The organism is Amycolatopsis orientalis DSM 40040 = KCTC 9412, assembly GCF_000478275.1.
Lineage (GTDB): Bacteria > Actinomycetota > Actinomycetes > Mycobacteriales > Pseudonocardiaceae > Amycolatopsis > Amycolatopsis orientalis.
Window position 1 is genome coordinate 1 of record NZ_ASJB01000055.1, and the last position, 18,558, is coordinate 18,558.

The window sequence follows — 18,558 nt, forward strand, 5'->3', positions numbered from 1 at the left end:
GAGTTCGGTGAACTCCGGGCCCATCCGCGCCCGGGTCTTGATCCACGACGGCTTCTTCTCGATGGGAGTCTGGGAATTCCGGACCTCGAGCCGCAACAGCTTGCGGCCATCTGGGGCAGCACTCACACCGCCACCCTACGCCCGCCGTAGTAATGGTCGCCGCTCACGCGGGGTCGGGGGTGACGCCCGTCAACTTGGTGCTCACGTCCCACAACGCGGCGCCGAGCGATTCGCTCCGCGCGGCGGGAAGAGGCCGCACCTTGACCGGGTTGCCACGCAATCCGCCGAGGCCGTGCGGGCCGATGTAGTCGCCGCCCGTCACCTCCGGAGCGGTCGCCGCGAACAGCTGCGGGAGGGTGCCCTTGCGGGCGTTCTGCGCGATCAGGACCTCGCCGATCCGGTTGCCCGCGCCGACGAGCGCGCGGACCACCGGGTTGCGGTAGGAGCGGGCCATGCCCGAACCGAGCCCGGTCCAGGTGTAGCCGGGGTGGGCCGCCACGCTGACGACACCTTCGCCCGCGGCGCGCAGCCTGCGGTCGAGTTCGAGCGCGAAGATCTGGTTGGCGAGTTTCGACTGGCCGTAGGCCGAACCCGGGTTGTACATCCGGCGTTCGAAGTTCGGGTCCGCGACGTCGAGGCGCGCGCCGGTCGCCGCGATACTCGACACGGTCACCACCCTGGCGCCCGAACCGTTGCGCAGCGACGGCATCAGCAGCCAGGTCAGCACCGCGTGCCCGAGATGGTTCGTGCCGAACTGGGTCTCGAAGCCGTCCTTGGTGTGGCCACGCGGGGTCGCCATCACGCCGGCGTTGTTGACCAGGAGGTCGAGCTTGTTCCCCGACAGTTCCTGGACCTGCTTGACGGCCTCGCGGACCGACGCGAGGTCGGCGAGATCCAGCCGGACGAGTTCGGGCGCTTCCCCGGTCGCGGCGGCGCCGACCTGTTCCAGTGCCTTCGCGCCGCGTTCCGGCGACCGGCAGCCGAGCAGCACGCGGGCCCCCTTGCCCGCGAGCACTTCGGCCGTCCGCAGGCCGAGCCCCGAGTTCGCCCCCGTGACGAACACGGTGCGGCCGGTCTGATCCGGGATGTCGGCCTCGGTCCAGCGCGAGTGAGCAGCCATGTCGGTCACCTAACTACATCGGCGATGAGGCCGCCACGGGAATCACGCGCTGGGCGCGAGCAACCGGAGCAGGTGCCCCATGGGGCTGCGGCGGCGGGCGGGTTTGGCCTGACGGCCGTGCCGGAGCAGGGTGGCGAACGCGGCGCCGACCTTGGTGATCTCCGCGGCCGGCTCGTTCCCGTCGGCCAGTCCCGCCGTGAGCGCGAGGGTGCGCAGCTCGGCTTCGTGCGACGGCAGCAGCGCGGGGCACCGCTCCAGCGCGGCGTCGAGAACCGCGCGAAGGGCCTCGTGCTCGGCCGTGGCCCGGTTCCAGGCACGGGTGACGGCGTCGACCCTGTCGAGCGGGAGGTCCTGATCGGCGTAGTCGGGGTCGGCCATCTCGGCCCGAAGGTATCCGCCGAATACCTGGTTCCACTTGTACCGAAGCGCGACCAGAAGCTCTTCTTCGGTCGCGAAGTACTTGGTGGCCCCCGGGATTTCGTCGAGTGAAAGCGGTTCGGACGGGTGGTGACCCGCCTGGCGCACTGCGGCTTCGAGGATGTCGCGCCGCTGGTAGAAGTCGTTCCAGCTCATGATGAAGGCTCCCCTCCGTGACCCGGTTCATACCGCAGGTTTGCGGCATACTCCCGGTACGGACCTGACAGCAGCCAACATACCATGGGTATGGACCGGAACCGTCGGCGTAAAGTTGTGAAGGTGGCGACAATGAGGTCAAGGCGGCTGGACTATTCCGAGTCCACCCGGTCGGCACTCGTCGAGAGTGCCGTGGAGCTGTTCACCAAACGCGGGTACGCGGGCACGTCCCTCGACGAGATCGCCAAACGGGCACGGGTGACGAAGGGCGCGCTCTACCACCACTTCAGTGGCAAGCAGGCGTTGTTCGAGGCCGCTTTCGACACGGTCGAGAGCCAGGTCTTCGACAGGCTCGAGAAGATCATGCACGGACCGGAATCGCCTTGGGAGCGAGCGCTCGCCGGGCTGCGCGGATTCCTGCAGAGCTGTCTCGACCCGGCGTATCAGCGCATCGCGATCCACGAGGCGCCGGTGGTGATGGGCTGGGAGCGCTGGCGCGAGGCGGAGGAGCGGTGCAGTTTCGGCCTGGTCCGCACCGGGATCCAGTCGCTCATCGACGTCGGCGAGGTCGAGGACGTCCCGGTGGACGTCACCGCCCGGCTCCTGTTCGGTGCGCTGTCGAGCGCGGCCATCGAGATCGCGAGTTCACCGGAGCCGAAGAAGGTCAGCGCCCAGGTCGAAGAGGTCCTGGTGCGGCTGCTCGTCGGGTTCCGCCGTGTTCCGCCCGCCGAGCACGGGAAGGCGAGCTGACGGCACCGTCGATATTGTGGCGTCCGTGGACCTCAGGATCTTTACCGAGCCCCAGCAAGGGGCCAGTTACGACGACCTGCTCCAGGTGGCGAAGGCCACCGAGGACGCGGGTTATGACGCCTTCTTCCGCAGCGACCACTACCTCAAGATGGGTTCGGCTTCGGGACTGCCCGGGCCGACCGACGCGTGGATCACCCTCGCGGGTCTCGCCCGTGAGACCAGCAGGGTGCGACTGGGCACCCTGGTCACCGCCGCCACCTTCCGGCACCCGTCGGTGCTGGCGATCTCGGTGGCGCAGGTGGACCAGATGTCCGGCGGCCGGGTCGAACTCGGCCTCGGTTCGGGCTGGTACGACGACGAGCACACCGCCTACGGCCTCGACCTGCCGCCGATCAAGGAGCGGTTCGACCGCTACGCCGAGCAGCTCGCGGTGGTCACCGGGCTGTGGGAGACGCCGGAAGGCGAGACGTTCTCCTTCGACGGCGAGCACTACAAGCTCGTCGACTCGCCCGGCCTGCCGAAGCCCGCTCAGCGGCCCCGGCCGCCGGTGATCATCGGCGGGGGCGGCAAGAAGCGCACCCCGGCGCTCGCCGCGCGCTACGCCGACGAGTTCAACCTGCCGTTCGTGGGGCCCGAATTCGCCGCCGAGCAGTTCGGCCGCGTCGAGGACGCCGCCCGCGAGATCGGCCGCGACCCCAAGGAGATCATCCGCTCGGCCGCGCTCGTCGTAGCCGTGGGCCGGGACGACGCCGAGGTCGCGAAGCGCGCCGCGGTGATCGGCCGCGATGTCGCGGAGCTGCGAGAGAACGGTCTCGCCGGGACACCGGCGGAGGTCGTCGAGAAGATCGGGCAGTGGCGGGAGAAGACCGGGATCACGCGGCTCTACCTGCAGCTGCTGGACCTCTCGGACGTGGACCAGATCGAGCTGGTCGCCGCCGAGGTCGCTCCGCAGCTGGACTGACGCTTTGCGCGTGAAGGCCCCCTTTCCCTCGGCTCAACCGAGGGAAAGGGGGGCCTTCACGCGCTGGGGCTCACACGATTTCGACGCCGATGTCCAGGATCTTCGCCGGCCAGCTGATGGTGAGGTAGGACGTCGCCCCGTTGGCGGCCCATTCGCCGACGGCGTTGCCGCAGACCGGGCTGCAGTTGTAGGCGGTGACCCGGTACATGTGGGTGCCGTAAGCCGTACAACTCGCCCAGGCGTACTTCGCCCCGTCGTGGCCGCCGGTGCAGCCGGGCGGCGGCGTGGCCGACGCCGCCGAGGGCAGGCTCACCGACGCGGCGACCGCGATACCGGCCGCCGCCAGAACGCGCGAAAACTTGCGCATGATTTCCTCCCAGTACGACCACCGGCCTTTCCGGCGGTCGTACCGAGGATCTTCGCAGACGTCAGTTCTGCAAGGCGAACGTGACGCCCGGGGCGGCAGGCGCCTCGGGACGCGGCAGCCAGCGCTCGTCGCTCACCGGAAGGTCACCCTCCAGCGCCGCGAGCACGGCTTCGCGGGCGATCGGCAGTACCGACGCCACGGTGACCTCGCGGTCGAGTTCGTAGGAGAGCGACGTCACGCCCGCGTCCCGGATGCCGCACGGGACGATCTTGTCGAAGGCGCCCAGGTCGGCGTTGCAGTTCAGCTCGAAGCCGTGCATGGTCACGCCGCGCTGCACGCGGATGCCGATGGCGGCGATCTTCCGCTCGACGCCGCGGTCGTCGGCCGGGATCCAGACGCCGCTGCGGCCCTCGACCCGGCCGGTGTGCACGCCGAGCTGGTCGCAGACGGTGATCAAGGCCTCTTCGAGACGCCGTACGTAGTGCACGACGTCGATCGGGTCGGCGAGCTTGATGATCGGGTAGCCGACCAGCTGGCCGGGGCCGTGCCAGGTGATCTTGCCGCCGCGGTCGACGTCGATCACCGGGGTGCCGTCGGTCGGCCGGTCCTCGGCTTCGGTGCGCTTGCCCGCGGTGTACACCGACGGGTGCTCCAGCAGCAGCATGGTGTCGGGGCCTTCGCCGTCGGCCCTGGCTGTCACGTGGCGGCGCTGGAGTTCCCAGGCCTCGGTGTAGTCGATCGTCCCGATCTCACGGACGTCGACGGGCTCGGAACTGGCACGGCAGGAAGCGGTCGAAGAGCTCACGTCAGCGACACTACGCCGGGTCGCGGGGCAGGGGCAGCAGGCCCAGTCCGGTCGCCGAGATCAGGCCCACACCGCCCACCGCCAGTACGGATCCCGCGGTGTCGGTCAGCCAGTGCACACCCAGTACGACCCGGCAGAGCGCGCCGACGACCGTGGCCGCGACGGCGATCGTGATCGCCAGGCGCACCAGACGCGGGCGGGTCCACGCGCAGAGCAGGACGGCGACGAAACCGGTGCAGGCGACGGCGACGACATGCCCGCTCGGGTAGCTCAGATCGGGGAATTCGCGCGGCCGCTCGCGGTAGAACACCGGTTTGGCGATCAGGCTGGTCATCCGGCACAGCACCAGGACGACGGCGAGCTTGACGCACAACGCCGTCAGATCCCGCCGCTGCCAGGCGAGTACCGCCAGCACCGCGCCCAGCGCGAACGGCAGGACCGGCCCGAGGACGTTCGTGACCAGGCCCGCCACCTGTCCCGCCGGCCGGGCGTACTGGCCGTGGAACGCGTCGGCGAGTGCGACGTCCACCGGCGGCGGGCGGTCGTCGACGAACAGGCCGAGCACGATGAAGCCGATCAGCAGAAGGGCTCCGGCGAGGGTGTACAGGCCGCGCTGCAAGGTCATGTCGCGGCGGCCAGCGCGTCTTCGAGGGTCGGGTGACGGAAGTGGTAACCCGCTTCCTCCAGCGCCCGGGGCATGGCGCGCTGCCCGAAGAGCGCCATCTCCTCGGCCGCCTGCCCGAGGGCGATCTTCATGGCGAATCCCGGCACCTGCCAGATCGCGGGCCGGTGCACGGCGTGGCCCAGCGCCTTCGTGAAGGCGGCGTTCGTGGCGGGCTGCGGTCCGCTGAGATTCACCGCGCCGGACAGGGATTCGTGCTCCAGTGCGAAAACGATCGCCCCGACCTCGTCGTCGAGCGAGATCCAGGGCATGTACTGCTTGCCGTCGCCGAGTTTCCCGCCGAGACCCAGGCGGAACAGCGGCCGCAGGACGTCGAGGAGCCCGCCCTTGCGCGCGAGCACCAGCCCGGTACGGATGCGCACGACGCGGGCGCCGGCGGTGGCCGCGGTCTCGGTGGCGGCTTCCCATGCGGTGCAGAGCCCGGCGAGGAAACCGCGTCCCGCCGGACTCGATTCGTCCACAACGGACGGACCGGGGTCGCCGTAATAGCCGACGGCGGAGGCGTTGACCAGCACGGGGATCCCGTGTTCGGCGACCGCTTCCGCGAGCACCTCGGTCGGTTCGACCCGGCTGTCGAGCAGGACCTGTTTGCGGGCCGCGCTCCAGCGGCCGGGCAGCAGCGGCGCGCCCGCGAGGTTCACCACGGCGTCGACCCCGTCGAGCGCGCCGTCGGCTATCTCCCCGGCCGGGGGATCCCAGCGGCGTTCGTCCCCGGCCCGCTCTTCCCGGCGTACGAGGCGGATCACTTCGTGCCCGGATCCGCGCAGCCGCGTCGTCAGGGAGGTACCGATCAGTCCGCTCGCGCCCGCGATCAGAACTCGCATGATCCGATCGTGTCGTATCCGGGATCCGGGCGCACGCTCAGGTCTTCAGTTGACCCGCGACGTCCGACGCGGCGGTGAGCAGCACCAGCACCGGGATGGTCGCGGTGGGCCGCAGGCGGTAGCTGCCGCGTTTGTCCTGCTCGACGATCCCGGCTCCGGTCAAGGCCTTGAGGTGGTGGTAGAGCTGGCCGGGGGAGCCGAGTTCGGCGGCCTCCTGCAGCGCGGGCGCGGTCTGTGTGCCCTGTTCGGCCAGCGTCCGCACGAGCGCCACCCGCGCGGCGCTCGACAGGGCCGCGAGCACCTCCACCCGCGGCCCGTCGTCCTTCGCGAGCACCACTCCCGGCGGGATCTGGACGGTCCAGGTCAGCTCGACGGGTTCGGTCAGCTCGCCGTGGTAGGCCACGACGCCGCCGGGCAGGGCGGGCGGCGTCGTGGGTTCGTGCTGTCCTTCGAGCGCGGCGACCCGTTCTTCGAGGGCGGCGATCCGGTCGGCGAGCTCAGCGTTCATACCGGTTTATCTACACCGTCGGTCAGCCGAGTGCTCGCCGCAGGGCCTCGAAGCGTTCCGGGGCGGCCAGCGCCGCGATCAGGACGTCGATCAGCGGGCCTGCGTTCTGCACCTCCTGGTCGCTCACGCCGGTGAGGAGGACCGCCGCCGTGCCCGAACGCCCACCTGACCAGCGCACGGACAGTCCGACGGTGAGGGTGCGCGGCAGGCTTCCGCCCTTGAAGAGCACTTCGCTCGCTCCCGGCGGTACGCGATCGGAGAGCGGCCGCGCGAGGATTTCGCGGGCCGGCGGGTACAGGCCGTTGGCGATACCGCGGTGGAGGGCGAACAGGTCCGAAGCCGAACCCTGACCGTGCCCCTGCGTCCACGGCCACTGTCCCTCGCTGGTCGAAGGCATTTCCGGCCAGCGCCGCATCGCCTCGGCACGGAACCCGGGGTCGCGGACGAACCGGCGCGCGAGGACGTCGCCCATCGCCCGCCGGACCGCGGCCGGGCTGCCCGGCGGGGGCAGGTGCTCGGGCATCATCAGCATCAGGACCTCGCCGCCGAACGAACGGGTGTCCGGCCTTCTCCACCCGCCCCGCGCCGCGGCCCGCTGGAGGGCGGGGTCGCCGAGGCGGGTGCGGAGGTAGTCCGCGGCGGCGTTGTCACTGAAGAGGATCATCGCTTCCGGGATCCGCGCCAGCGGGACACGCTGTTCGGGGTCCTTGGCGATCCCGTAGTCGTCGCAAGGGACGCCCAGCCAGTTCAAAGCCTGGAAATGCGCGCGGCCGTCGGCGACGAAGGGATGGTGGGCGTCCCAGTCACCGACCCTGATCTCTTCCCGCGGATCGAGCCTGCCTTCGGCCACAGCGACCGCGTACGCGCTGAGGTGCACGACCTTGATCGACGAGGCCAGCACGCGCCGGACGTCGGCGTTGCGCGCGGCACGGCGGCCCGCGCCGTCGTCGATCAGGGCCGAGACGTCGCGGCGGTGGAAGGCGAGCCAGTCGAGCCAGCCCTGTTCGGTACTCCTGTCCGGCCCGGCCGCGTTCGCGGTCCCCGGCAGCAGCAACGCCGCCGATCCCGCGGCGGCGCCCGCCAGCAGATGGCGTCTGGTCAGCATGAGTGATCCCTCCCTCTAGTTTTTCCGTAATTCCGGATTACTAGAGTTCCGGGTGTCTGTCAAACCTCGCGTTTCGTCCTCTGGATGCGGTGGTTGCGCGCGCAATTACCGCATCCAGAGGACGAAACGCGGGGATGGCAAAGGCCCCCGCCCCGCCGAAGCGGGACGAGGGCCTTTGACGGACTACTGGAGGATCAGAGACCCAGCTCGTCCTCGAAGTTGCCCTCTTCCAGACGCTGCTTGATCGTCGTGACGAAGCGGCCCGCGTCGGCCCCGTCCACCAGGCGGTGGTCGTAGGTCAGCGGCAGGAACGCCATCGACCGGACGGCGATCGTGTCGTTGCCGTCGGCGTCCGCGATCACGACCGGGCGCTTCACGACCGCGCCGGTACCGAGCATGCCGGACTGCGGCTGCACGATGATCGGCGTGTCGAACAGGGCGCCGTTGGAGCCGATGTTCGTGATCGTGAAGGTGCCGCCCGACAGCTCGTCCGGCTTGATCTGGCCCGAACGCGCGCGGCCTGCCAGATCGGCGATGCGGTGCGCGAGACCGGCGAGGCTGAGCTCACCCGCGTCGTGGATGACCACCGACAGCAGACCCTTTTCGGTGTCCACCGCGATCCCCAGGTGCACCGCACCGTGGTAGGTGATCTCCTTCGTGTCCTCGTTGTAGGACGCGTTGACGTTCGGGTGCTGCTTGAGCGCCTCGACGGTGGCCTTCGCGAAGAACGGCAGGAACGTCAGGTTGACGCCCTCGCGCTCCTTGAAGGCCGCCTTCGCCCGCTGACGGAGCTTGGCGATCTTCGTGACGTCCACCTCGTGGACCTGCGTGAGCTGCGCGGAAACCTGCAGCGACTCGCGGGTCTTCGTGGCGGTGATCTGCCGGATCCGGCTGGCCTTCTGCACGGTGCCGCGCAGTGCCGCCAGTTCCGGCGAGACAGCGGCCTTGCGCGGAGCCGACGGCGCCGCGGCGGCCGGGGCAGCGGCGGCGGGCTGGGCGGCGGGAGCCGGGGCTTCCTTCTTCTGCTTGGCCTCCGCGGCCGCGAGCACGTCCTGCTTGCGGATGCGGCCACCGACACCGCTGCCGCTCAGCGACGACAGGTCGATGCCGTGCTCCGAAGCGAGCTTGCGGACCAGCGGCGTCACGTACGGTCCGCTGTCCGAACCGTTGGCACTGCTCGCCTCGGCCTTGGGGGCCGGGGCGGCCTGCGGAGCCGGGGCGGGCTTCGGCGCGGGAGCGGCTTCGGCCTTGGGCTCGGGCTTCGGTTCCGGCTTGGGTTCCGGCTTCGGCTCGGGCTTGGGCTCCGGCTTGGGTTCGGGCTTCTTCTCTTCGGCCTTCGGGGCCGGGGCGGAACCGGCCGCGCCGATCACCGCGAGCACACCGCCGACCTCGACGGTCTCGTCCTCGCCGGCACGGATCTCCAGCACGGTGCCGGCGACCGGGGACGGGACCTCGGTGTCGACCTTGTCCGTGGAGATCTCGAGCAGCGGCTCGTCGACCTCGACGCTCTCGCCGACCTGCTTGAGCCACCGGGTGACGGTGCCCTCGGTGACGCTCTCGCCCAGCTCGGGCAGCTTCACCTCGGTGCCTTCGCCGCCGGAAGCGGGCGCGGTGTCCGGCTGGGACGGCGCGGAGGCCTGCTCCTGCGCGGGCTCCGGCTCCGGCTCGGGCTCGGGTTCCGGCTGCGCTTCGGAGGTGTCCTCCGAGGAACCGGACGACTCCGGCACCCCGCCGGTCCCGTCGTCGATGACGGCGAGTTCGCCGCCGACCTCGACGGTCTCGTCTTCCTGAGCGCTGATCTTCACGACCTTGCCGGCGACCGGGGACGGGACCTCGGTGTCGACCTTGTCCGTGGAGATCTCGAGCAACGGCTCGTCGACCTCGACGGTGTCGCCCTCCTGCTTCAACCACCGGGTGACGGTGCCCTCGGTGACGCTCTCACCGAGCTCCGGCAACGTGACGGAGTAGGCCATCGTTCGCTGACTCCCTTGATATGTCTTGCTTGGTCTGGTTCTTCGACGGTGAGACGTCAGCTGTGTACGTGCAGCGGCTTGCCCGCCAGGGCGAGGAACGCTTCACCGAGGGCCTCGGTCTGGGTGGGGTGCGCGTGGATGAGCGGGGCCACGTCCTCGGGGAACGCCTCCCAGCTGTAGATCAGCTGCGCTTCGCCGATCAGCTCGCCGACGCGGTCGCCCACCATGTGCACGCCCACGACCGGCCCTTCCGGAGCCTTGATCAGCTTGACCCCACCGGAGGTCTTGAGGATCTGGCTCTTGCCGTTGCCACCGAGGTCATAGGTGAAGGTGGTGACGTCGGAGCCGTACTTCTCCTTCGCCTGCGACTCGGTGAGACCGACCGAAGCGACCTCGGGGTGCGAGTAGGTGACGCGCGGGATGCCGCTCTCGTCGATCACGCGCGGCTCCTGGCCGGCGATCTCCTCGGCGACGAAGATGCCCTGCTGGAACCCGCGGTGCGCGAGCTGCAGGCCCGGGACGATGTCGCCGACGGCGTAGACGTTCGGCAGGTTGGTGCGCAGGCGGTCGTCGGTGAGGACGAAACCGCGGTCCATCTTGACCCCGGCCTCCTCGTACCCGTGCCCGGCCGAGTTCGGGCCGCGGCCGACGGCGACGAGCAGCAGGTCGCCTTCGAGCGTCTCGCCGGACTCCAGCGACACGCTGACGCCGTTGTCGTCCTGCTTGGCGCCGGTGAACCGCACGCCGGTCTTGAAGGCGATCTTGCGGCGGCGGAAAGCGCGCTCGAGCTGCTTGGACGCGTACTCGTCCTCGTTCGGGACCAGGCGGGGCAGCGCCTCCACGATGGTGACGTCGACGCCGAAGGACGCCCACACGGACGCGAATTCGACACCGATGACACCACCGCCGAGGACGATGACCTTCTTCGGGATGTAGTCCAGCGAAAGCGCCTGCTCGCTCGCGATGATGCGGCCGCCCAGCTCCAGGCCGGGCAGCGTCTTCGAGTACGAGCCGGTGGCGAGGATGACGTTCTTGCCGGTGTGACGGGTGCCGTCGACCTCGACGGTGGTGCCGCCGACGAACGTCCCGGTGCCCTCGACGAGGTTCACCTTGTGCGCTTTGGCCAGGCCCTGGAGGCCCTTGTACAGGCGGGCGACGATGCCGTCCTTGTACTTGTTGACCCCGGCGATGTCGATGCCTTCCAGCACGGCCTTGACACCGAAGGTCTCGGCGTCGCGGGTCTCGTCGGCGACCTCCGCCGCGTGCAGGAGGGCCTTGGTCGGGATGCAGCCTCGGTGGAGGCACGTCCCGCCAAGCTTGTCCTTTTCGATCAGGGTGACGGAAAGGCCCAGCTCGGCCGCGCGGAACGCGGCGGCGTAGCCGCCCGATCCGCCACCCAGGATCACAAGGTCGGCGGAGGTGTCGGTCACTTCAATAACTCCTCGGCAAGCGGTAGGGGTGGTGCTCTGGCGCCGCTTCGCGCGGTATACGCGCGCGCGGACACTTGCCATCTTGTCACTACGCGCGGCGGGCCTGCGACCTAGCCGGGTATGCGACGGTGAGCACACGCCCGAGTCGGGATAATGGACACCGGACGCGAGTGGGAAGTGAGGTGGTCGGAGTGGGTCTGTTCGACTCGCTGCGTCGGCGCTCCAAGGGCGGGCAAAAGCCCGGTACGCTGCGGAAAGCCTCTTCGAACGACTTCAAGCATCTCGAAGAGTGGGCCTCTTCACGGACCGGTGTCGAGGCCTATGTGGAGCCCAAGACCAACGTCACCGAGACCACAGTCGTCCTCATCGCACACGACGGTGAGTGGACCCGGCGCCGGATCGACAGCTTGGACGCCGCACAGCAGTTCGGTCACAAACGGTCGATCCCCGTGTACGAGGTGGCGCGGGTCGGCTACCCGAAGCGGATGCGGGAGTACACCGAGCGGAAGAAGCGCGGGCAGGCCTGAGCGCTCGTGAGTGGTAATGACGGTTCTAACCGTCATTACCACTCACGAGCCTGACCTCACGCGGATTGCGCCAGCAGGAGCAGGTGACGCTCCAGCAGCGCGCGGAACGTCGGATGGACCGTGGTGCCCAGCGCCGGGTCGATCTCGACCGTCCGCCACTGCTCGCCCGCGGCCGTCAGCAGCACGACGGCCGGATCCGAGATCACCACGACACCGCCTTCCGCGCGGAGTTCGGCCGTCCCGAGCAGACGCGGGAAGACGACGTCGGCGGGCAGGCCGTCGCAGGTCAGCAGGAACTCCCGGTAGTCGGCGGGCAGCCGGAGCCCGAGGCGCGCTTCGGCCGCGTCGACGTTGCGTGCCGACGCCGCCGGGGGCGCGCTGCCGCCGCCGCGCAGCCGGAGGATGCCCGCGATCATCTCGCGCCAGGACCCGGTGTCCGGCGGGTGGCGTTCGTACAGCGCCGCGACCAGTGACCCGGCGCACAGTCCCGGCCAGTCGCCCAGCCCGAGCGGATCGGCGCCCGCGACCAGCCGCGGCGCGAGCCGCCGTGACCCGGCGAGCACGGCGACGTCCGGGCGGCCCTGTCGTGAGGCGATCTCCGCCCAGGCGTCGAGGTCACCGTGCGCGACGGCCTCGCGTAATCGATCCGGTCTGGACGGCCCGAGGTGAGAGACGGCCTCACCGAACGGGGATCCGGCGAGGAGACCGTCCAGATCGGACACCCGCCGGGCGAGGTACGTGTCGTGGGCGCGTTCTTCGGCGTCGAGGTCGAGTGGGGTGAGCGCGGCGGCCCAGTCCGGCCGGGTGCCTTGAGCTTCGAAGAGCATCGCCCACGCGCGGGCTTGCACGGCGCCGGGGACGAGCGCGGTGACCGGGCGTTCGGTGAGCGCGTGCCAGTGCGTGATCAGCCTGTCGGCCTCCGCCATGGCCCCGGACGTGGCGAACAGCAGCGCCGCGTGCCCGATCCGGTCGTCGAGCGTCGCCTCGTCGCCGCTGAGCACGTCCCTGATCGCGCCTTCGAGATACGCGTCCCTGTCCACGGAAACGACTTTGCCACAACGAGGTTCGCCCTGCCCTCTGCCTCATGGGGCAGTTCATCGGGCCATTCGTTGACTGCTGATCCACTCGGCCGCCACGCTGGTGACCGCTTCGACGGAATGCCCGGCCGCGATCAGCCGCCCGCCGAGTTCGGACGGTGCGAGGGGAGACTTCGTATGGGGGACAGCGCCAGATACAAGACACTCGCCGGTGGAATGCAGGTCGAGGCCAAACGGGGAATCAGCGTCGCAGGCTCCGGCAGTCTGGGTTGTATCGCGGAAACCCTGGATGCCGGAAAAAGGGTGATTCTCTCCAACGCGCACGTGATCGCCGATTTCGTGATCGGTTCCGACATCACCGTCGGCCATCCGTCGATGTCCTCCTGCTGTGACACCTTCTCTCATCCGGTCGGCAAGGTCCTGCGTACGACGGACCCGAAGGTCGACCTGCTCTGCGACGCCGCGATCGCGGAGATCTCCGGAATTCCGTCGGTACCCCAGGTCCTCGAAATAGGAGCCGTGAAAGGGGTCCGCCACCTGACTGAGAATCAGGCGACACAGCAGATCCCGGTGCAGATGCGTGGCGCGGAAACCGGCAGGGTGACCCGCGGAAAGATATTCGCCTGGGAAAAGAAGAAGATCCGCATGAACTATCCGTCGAAAGGTGGGCATTTCTTCTATCGGTTCGGAACCGATCAGCTCGTGATCTACGGCGACGAGGGGTCGATACCGTTCGCGCAGAACGGTGACTCCGGTTCCGTCGTCCTCGACATGGACAACAACGTGGTGGCGTTGCTGCACGGGAGCAGTGGAGCGGCGGCGTACGCCGCGCCGATCCAGTTCGTCGAGGACCGGCTGAAGATCAAGATCCTGACGACGACGGTCGTGGTCCCGATCGAACCGGCGTCGACCCTCGCGCAAACCCTCGCCCGCGACCCTCGGACGGCGCGGTTGTTCGCTTCGCCCGCCGGGCGTGCGGCCTTGGTGGTGTTCGAACGGCACTACGCCGAAGTCCGTTCCCTGGTCAGGGGAAACCTGAGGGGCGCGGCGAGCTGGCGCCGGAACGGCGGGCCGGAGATCCTGCAGGCGTTGGTGGACGCGGCGAACGACGCCGAGCGGACCCTTCCGGTCGAGGTGCGGGGGCAACCGTTCGGCGACCGGCTGCGAGCCGTCTTCGGGATCCTCGGCGAGCACGGTTCGCCCACGCTCCGGGCGGACGTCGAAAAGTACGGCCGGTTCCTCGAGACCGGTGGCGGGCACACCTTGACCCACCTCACGCAGCGTTTCGCCGGAGAGTTCGGAAATGGCTGACCAAGCGGGAACCCTCGAACAGTTGGCACTCCGGCTCGGCCGTGCGGTCGAACAGCTGGGGACCGCCCTCGACGACGACCACGTACTCGAAACGTTCGCCCTGCTCGGCGTCCGGTTCCCCGCAGGGTTCCTGACCGCGCCGGGAATCACCCCGGCGAGAGCGACCGCGGTGGGTGCGGCCGGCGCGCTGAAGGCCGCCACCATCGAGCTGGAAAACGCGATCAAGGTGGGGGCGCCATCGGCCATCGTCGTCGCGGGCGGGACGTTGCTGGCCGCCGTCGCGGGTACCGTCACCGCTTTGGAGGCCTTCGGGTCACAGATCCGGCAGCACGGCGCCACCTTGCCCGGCATCGGGCAGCCTCAGGTGGACGAGCTGGTGGACGGCCTGCGCCGTGCACTGTTCGACCAGATCTTCGTCGCCTCTATCGATCACGCGTCGCCAGGGGCCTCCGCGATGGCCCTCTTGGCCGGACTGGTCGACCGGGTCGATCACGCCGGTGACCCGGCGAACCCGACCAGGCCCGCGTACGAGGCGGTCCGGCTGGACGTCGGGCGGTTGCTCGCGTTCCTCGCCGATCCCGCCGGGAACCTGCGGTCCCGGTACGGGTGGGGGGATCCGGCGTCCGACGGGCTCGCGTTGCTGAACGGCTTGCGTGACGCGCTCGCGCTGCTGGGCCTCCCGGCGTCGGTCACCACGGAGGGTCTTCTCGGCGTTCCTCGCCTGCGATCGCTGGGTTTCGAGATCATCCCTTCCGGCGGCGGGGTCGAGATCGTGCTGGTGGACGCCGTGTCCGACCACGTCGAAGCCACCTTCCCCCTCGGAGAACCAGGCTGGCAGGCGCGAGTCCTGGTCGAATGGGAGTCGGGTGCGGGGACGTCGATCCAGGTGCGGTCGCCGTTGACGATTTCCGGGGCACCCAAGGCGCGGGCCGAGGTCGTGCTCAGCGGAACTCCTCCGGAGCCGATCGTCCTCATCGGACAGACCGGCGGGAGCAGGCTCGAGATCGCGGGAGTCGAACTCTCCGCCGGGATCGAACTCGGCGGAGAGGGTGCCGTCCCGGTGCTCGGCGGCAGGCTCGTCGGCGGGAAGCTGGTCATCGACACCTCTCAGGCCGACGGCTTCATCGCGAAGATCCTCGCGGGTCTTCGCCTGGAAGCGGGGTTCGGGGCCGAGTTCGAGCTCGATCCCGAACGCGGGCTCCAGTTCCTCGGTACCGGAGGGTTGGAGATTCTGCTCCCCGTCCATGTCGAGCTCGGACCCGCGGCGATCCGCGCCTTACACATCGCCGCGAGCATCGCGGACGGCAAGGTGCCGTTGGAGCTTTCGGCGGATCTCTCGGCGGCGTTGGGGCCGATCGAAGCGACCGTCGAACAGGTCGGGCTCGAAATCGAACTGTCCTTTCCGGACGGTGGTGGCAACGTCGGGCCCGCTCAGCTCGATTTCGGGTTCAAACCGCCCAAGGGGGTCGGGCTGTCGGTCGACGCCGGCATCGTCTCCGGCGGCGGATACCTCTATTTCGACCCGGATCGCGGCGAGTACGCGGGTGCGCTGGAGCTGGAGTTCGCCGGGCTGGTCGAACTCAAGGCGATCGGGCTGATCACCACGCGGATGCCGGACGGCTCGGACGGGTTCTCGCTGCTGATCGTGATCGCCACCGAGTTCGGCGGCGGGGGGATCCAGCTCGGGTTCGGGTTCACCCTGCTCGGTGTCGGCGGGGTGCTGGGGCTCAACCGGCGGATGGATTTCGCCGCGCTGCTCGACGGGGTCGTCAGCGGGGGCATCGAATCGGTGATGTTCCCCAAGGACGTCATCGCGAACGCGCCGCGGATCATCAGCGACCTCCGGCGCTTCTTCCCGCCGGAGGAGGGCCGGTTCCTCATCGGCCCGATGGCGAAGATCGGCTGGGGGACACCGGCGCTGGTCACCGTGTCGCTCGGCGTGATCGTGGAGATCCCGCCGGGCAACATCGCGATCCTCGGCGTGCTGAAATGCGTGTTGCCCAGTGAGGACGTCGCCCTGCTGAAGCTGCAGGTCAACTTCATCGGCGCGCTCGAAGTCGACAAGTCGAGACTCTGGTTCTACGCCCAGCTTTTCGACTCGCGCATCCTGACGATGACCATCGAGGGCGGCATGGGGCTGCTCGTCGACTGGAGCGACAACCCCGACTTCGTGCTCAGCGTGGGCGGTTTCCATCCGTCGTTCAAGCCGCCGCCACTGCCGTTCCCCGTGCCGCCGAGGCTGTCGATCGACATCCTCAACTCTCCGGGGCGGCTGATCCGGGTCTCCGGCTACTTCGCGGTCACCAGCAACACCGCGCAGTTCGGCGCCAAGGCCGAACTGCGGCTGGGGTTCGGCGGCTTCGGGATCGAGGGGCATCTCGCCTTCGACGCGCTGTTCCGGTTCTCCCCGTTTTCGTTCGTCATCCAGATCTCGGCCGGTGTCTCGCTGAAGGCGTTCGGGGTCGGTGTCTTCGGCATCGATCTCGATTTCCAGCTGGAGGGTCCGTCGCTGTGGCGGGCACACGGCCGCGGCTCGATCTCCTTGCTGTTCTTCGAGATCTCGGCGGACTTCGACATTTCCTGGGGTGAGGAGCGCGACACCGCGCTGCCCCCGGTCGAGGTGATCGGCCTGCTGGAGAACGAGATCCGCAAGATCGAGGGCTGGCGGACCCGGTTGCCCGCGGGCGGGTTCAACCCGCTGGTGACGTTGCGGCAGTTGCCGGGGACCGACGACCTCGTGCTCCATCCGCTGGGGTCGCTGTTCATCCACCAGCGGGCGATCCCGCTCGACGTCCGGATCGACCGGGTCGGCGCGCAGCGGCCGAGCGACGGCAAGCGGTTCAAGATCGAACCGATGCCGCACAAGGGCCTGGAGCGGGTGTCGAGTACCGGTGACAAGTTCGCGATGGGGCAGTTCCAGGACTCGAACGACGCCGAGAAGCTTTCCCGCGCGGCGTACGAGGAGCAGAACGCGGGGCTGGAGCTCACCGCCGAAAAGGGGGCCATCGCGTCGCCGCGTGTGGTGCGCCGCAGCGCGCGGTACGAACTGTACATAGTGGACAATGAGCCGCCGGAGACCGTCACCACCCTGGGGATGCGGCGCCGCCGCGTCGGGATGGCGATGAAGGCGCCCGCCAAGCCGAAGCTGTACAGCCCGCCGCCGTCGGTGTTCGGCACGCTGCTCGACGGCAGCAGTACCGCGCGTTCGTCGTTGTCCCAGCACGAAACCCGCTTGCGGCAACCGTTCGCGCCGTCGGAGACGGTGCGGGTCACCGGTGACACCTTCATCGTCGCCTACCGCCGCAACAACGTGCAGGCCTTCCCGCCCGCGAAGACGGGGTCGACCACGGCGAGCTTCCGGAGTGAGGCGAGCGCGGCCGACGCGATGGCGAGCTGGATCGCCGCCGAACCGAACCTCGCCGGGCAGGTGCATCTCCTTCGCCGCACGGAAGGCGCCGGCGGCGCGGTGGCCGAACCCGGCACCTGGTCGGCACTGGACATGCCGTCACCGGTCTCGGCGACCGACGCGGTCCGTCTCGTGAGCGGCAAGGTCCTCATCGCGGGCGGCGCCGACGCGTACGGGAAACCGGTGACGACGACGTCGCTGTTCGACCCGGTGGCGGTCGGCTGGGAGACCGGTGCGGGATCGTTGAAGACCGCGCGGCTGCGGCACGGTACGGCCAGGCTCGCCGACGGCCGGGTCGTCGCGTCCGGTGGACTCGACGCCGATGGGATGCCGCTGTCCTCGGCGGAGGTGTTCGACCCGCTCGCGAAGTCCTGGCAGGACACGGGAACCCTGAACACGGCACGCGGCGGGCACACCGCCACGCCGATCGGCACCCGCCTGCTCGTCGTGGGTGGCACCTCCGATCGGGGTGCCGCACTGGCTTCGGCGGAGTCGCTGGACCCGCGGACCCTCCAGTGGACGCCGGTCGCGGCGATGACCGACGCCCGCACGGGACATCAGGCCGTCGTCCTCACCGACAAGGAGACCAAGAAGGCGACGGGCGTGCTGGTCATCGGGGGCGCGACGACGACCGGCGAGGGTGAGCGCGCGCTGGCGACCTGCGAGATCTACGACCTGGCGACCGGGACCTGGCTCCCGGCCGGCTCGCTCGCCGTGCCCCGCAAGGGACATTCGGCGGCGGTGCTGCCCGACGGGCGGGTACTGGTCACCGGAGGAGACGCCGTCGGAGAGCTTCCGTATCACCCGGGAAGCCTTGCCTCGGCGGAGATCTTCGACCCGGTGAGCAAGACCTGGTCCCCGGCCGGTCGGCTGCCCGGCGGCGGACGGAGCGGCCACCGCTGCTTGGCCACGCCGGTCGGCGCCGTCGTCGCCGGGGGCGTCGGCCGTCCACAAGCGACGGCCGGTTTCCGGTCCACCGTGGCCTTCAATCCCGATTCCGGGACCTGGACCGAAACCGGTGTGCTCGCCGGTGGGCGCTGGGACTTCCCGGCGGTCGCCCTGGCCGACGGCCGCGTGTTCGCCGTCGCGGGCCTTGCCCGCACGGGGGCCGGTGCGCCGGGACCAGAGCCCGCCGAACTCAACGGTAAAGCCGAGATCTACCTGCCATGAAAGGGATCG

Annotated in this window: 16 protein-coding genes and 1 pseudogene; 5 read left to right on the top strand and 12 right to left on the bottom strand. The window is 69.6% G+C overall.

Features of this window, described 5'->3' with window-relative positions:
* The 3 genes and pseudogenes from L324_RS42420 to L324_RS17795 all read right to left on the bottom strand — a co-directional run.
* Nucleotides 1-126 (bottom strand): annotated as a pseudogene (locus L324_RS42420) (lipoyl synthase); the annotation flags it as partial.
* Nucleotides 127-163: 37 nt separating this feature from the next.
* The gene (locus tag L324_RS17790; protein WP_037309679.1) at nt 164-1,120 is read right to left on the bottom strand and encodes an oxidoreductase; all 957 of its coding nucleotides are present in this window, start codon (nt 1,118-1,120) and stop codon (nt 164-166) included.
* A gap of 42 nt (nt 1,121-1,162) precedes the next feature.
* The gene (locus tag L324_RS17795) at nt 1,163-1,693 is read right to left on the bottom strand and encodes a hypothetical protein (RefSeq protein WP_037309280.1); all 531 of its coding nucleotides are present in this window, start codon (nt 1,691-1,693) and stop codon (nt 1,163-1,165) included.
* A gap of 132 nt (nt 1,694-1,825) precedes the next feature.
* Here L324_RS17795 and L324_RS17800 point away from each other — a divergent pair, with 132 nt between their 5' ends.
* Together L324_RS17800 and L324_RS17805 are read left to right on the top strand one after the other, a co-directional pair.
* A complete protein-coding gene (locus tag L324_RS17800) occupies nt 1,826-2,443 on the top strand; it encodes a TetR/AcrR family transcriptional regulator (protein ID WP_037309283.1) in 618 nt (205 codons plus the stop codon).
* A 25-nt stretch (nt 2,444-2,468) separates the two neighbouring features.
* Nucleotides 2,469-3,404, top strand: coding sequence for an LLM class F420-dependent oxidoreductase (locus L324_RS17805; RefSeq protein WP_037309681.1), 936 nt, complete (start codon nt 2,469-2,471; stop codon nt 3,402-3,404).
* Nucleotides 3,405-3,474: 70 nt separating this feature from the next.
* Here the strand turns inward: L324_RS17805 and L324_RS17810 are convergent, their stop codons facing one another.
* The 8 genes from L324_RS17810 to lpdA form a co-directional block, all read right to left on the bottom strand.
* Nucleotides 3,475-3,771, bottom strand: a complete 297-nt coding sequence (locus L324_RS17810) for a hypothetical protein (RefSeq protein ID WP_037309286.1) — start codon at nt 3,769-3,771, stop codon at nt 3,475-3,477.
* A 61-nt stretch (nt 3,772-3,832) separates the two neighbouring features.
* A complete protein-coding gene (gene lipB / locus L324_RS17815) occupies nt 3,833-4,576 on the bottom strand; it encodes a lipoyl(octanoyl) transferase LipB (protein ID WP_037309289.1) in 744 nt (247 codons plus the stop codon).
* A gap of 10 nt (nt 4,577-4,586) precedes the next feature.
* Entirely contained in the window at nt 4,587-5,201 is a 615-nt protein-coding gene (locus L324_RS17820) for a phosphatase PAP2 family protein (protein ID WP_037309292.1), read from the bottom strand.
* Nucleotides 5,198-6,082, bottom strand: coding sequence for a TIGR01777 family oxidoreductase (locus L324_RS17825; protein ID WP_037309295.1), 885 nt, complete (start codon nt 6,080-6,082; stop codon nt 5,198-5,200). Before L324_RS17825 ends, L324_RS17820 begins: the two co-directional genes overlap by 4 nt.
* Nucleotides 6,083-6,119: 37 nt before the next feature.
* Nucleotides 6,120-6,590, bottom strand: a complete 471-nt coding sequence (locus L324_RS17830) for an ArsR/SmtB family transcription factor (protein WP_037309298.1) — start codon at nt 6,588-6,590, stop codon at nt 6,120-6,122.
* A 22-nt stretch (nt 6,591-6,612) separates the two neighbouring features.
* A complete protein-coding gene (locus tag L324_RS17835) occupies nt 6,613-7,695 on the bottom strand; it encodes a serine hydrolase (RefSeq protein WP_037309300.1) in 1,083 nt (360 codons plus the stop codon).
* A 194-nt stretch (nt 7,696-7,889) separates the two neighbouring features.
* A complete protein-coding gene (sucB, locus tag L324_RS17840) occupies nt 7,890-9,668 on the bottom strand; it encodes a 2-oxoglutarate dehydrogenase, E2 component, dihydrolipoamide succinyltransferase (RefSeq protein WP_037309303.1) in 1,779 nt (592 codons plus the stop codon).
* Between the two features lie 56 nt (nt 9,669-9,724).
* Complete coding sequence (gene lpdA / locus L324_RS17845; RefSeq protein WP_037309306.1) at nt 9,725-11,098, bottom strand: dihydrolipoyl dehydrogenase; 1,374 nt, start codon at nt 11,096-11,098, stop codon at nt 9,725-9,727.
* A gap of 182 nt (nt 11,099-11,280) precedes the next feature.
* On the opposite strand from lpdA, the gene L324_RS17850 reads away from it, so the two are divergent.
* On the top strand, nt 11,281-11,625 hold the full coding sequence (locus tag L324_RS17850; RefSeq protein WP_037309309.1) for a hypothetical protein: 345 nt from the start codon (nt 11,281-11,283) through the stop codon (nt 11,623-11,625).
* A 56-nt stretch (nt 11,626-11,681) separates the two neighbouring features.
* Here L324_RS17850 and L324_RS17855 read toward each other — a convergent pair whose 3' ends face one another.
* Nucleotides 11,682-12,665, bottom strand: coding sequence for an SMI1/KNR4 family protein (locus L324_RS17855; protein ID WP_037309312.1), 984 nt, complete (start codon nt 12,663-12,665; stop codon nt 11,682-11,684).
* A gap of 300 nt (nt 12,666-12,965) precedes the next feature.
* Between L324_RS17855 and L324_RS17860 the strand changes: the two genes are divergently transcribed.
* Complete coding sequence (locus L324_RS17860; protein ID WP_152546895.1) at nt 12,966-13,973, top strand: hypothetical protein; 1,008 nt, start codon at nt 12,966-12,968, stop codon at nt 13,971-13,973.
* A complete protein-coding gene (locus L324_RS17865; RefSeq protein ID WP_037309316.1) occupies nt 13,966-18,549 on the top strand; it encodes a DUF6603 domain-containing protein in 4,584 nt (1,527 codons plus the stop codon). Before L324_RS17860 ends, L324_RS17865 begins: the two co-directional genes overlap by 8 nt.
* The last annotated feature ends 9 nt before the right edge of the window (nt 18,550-18,558 follow it).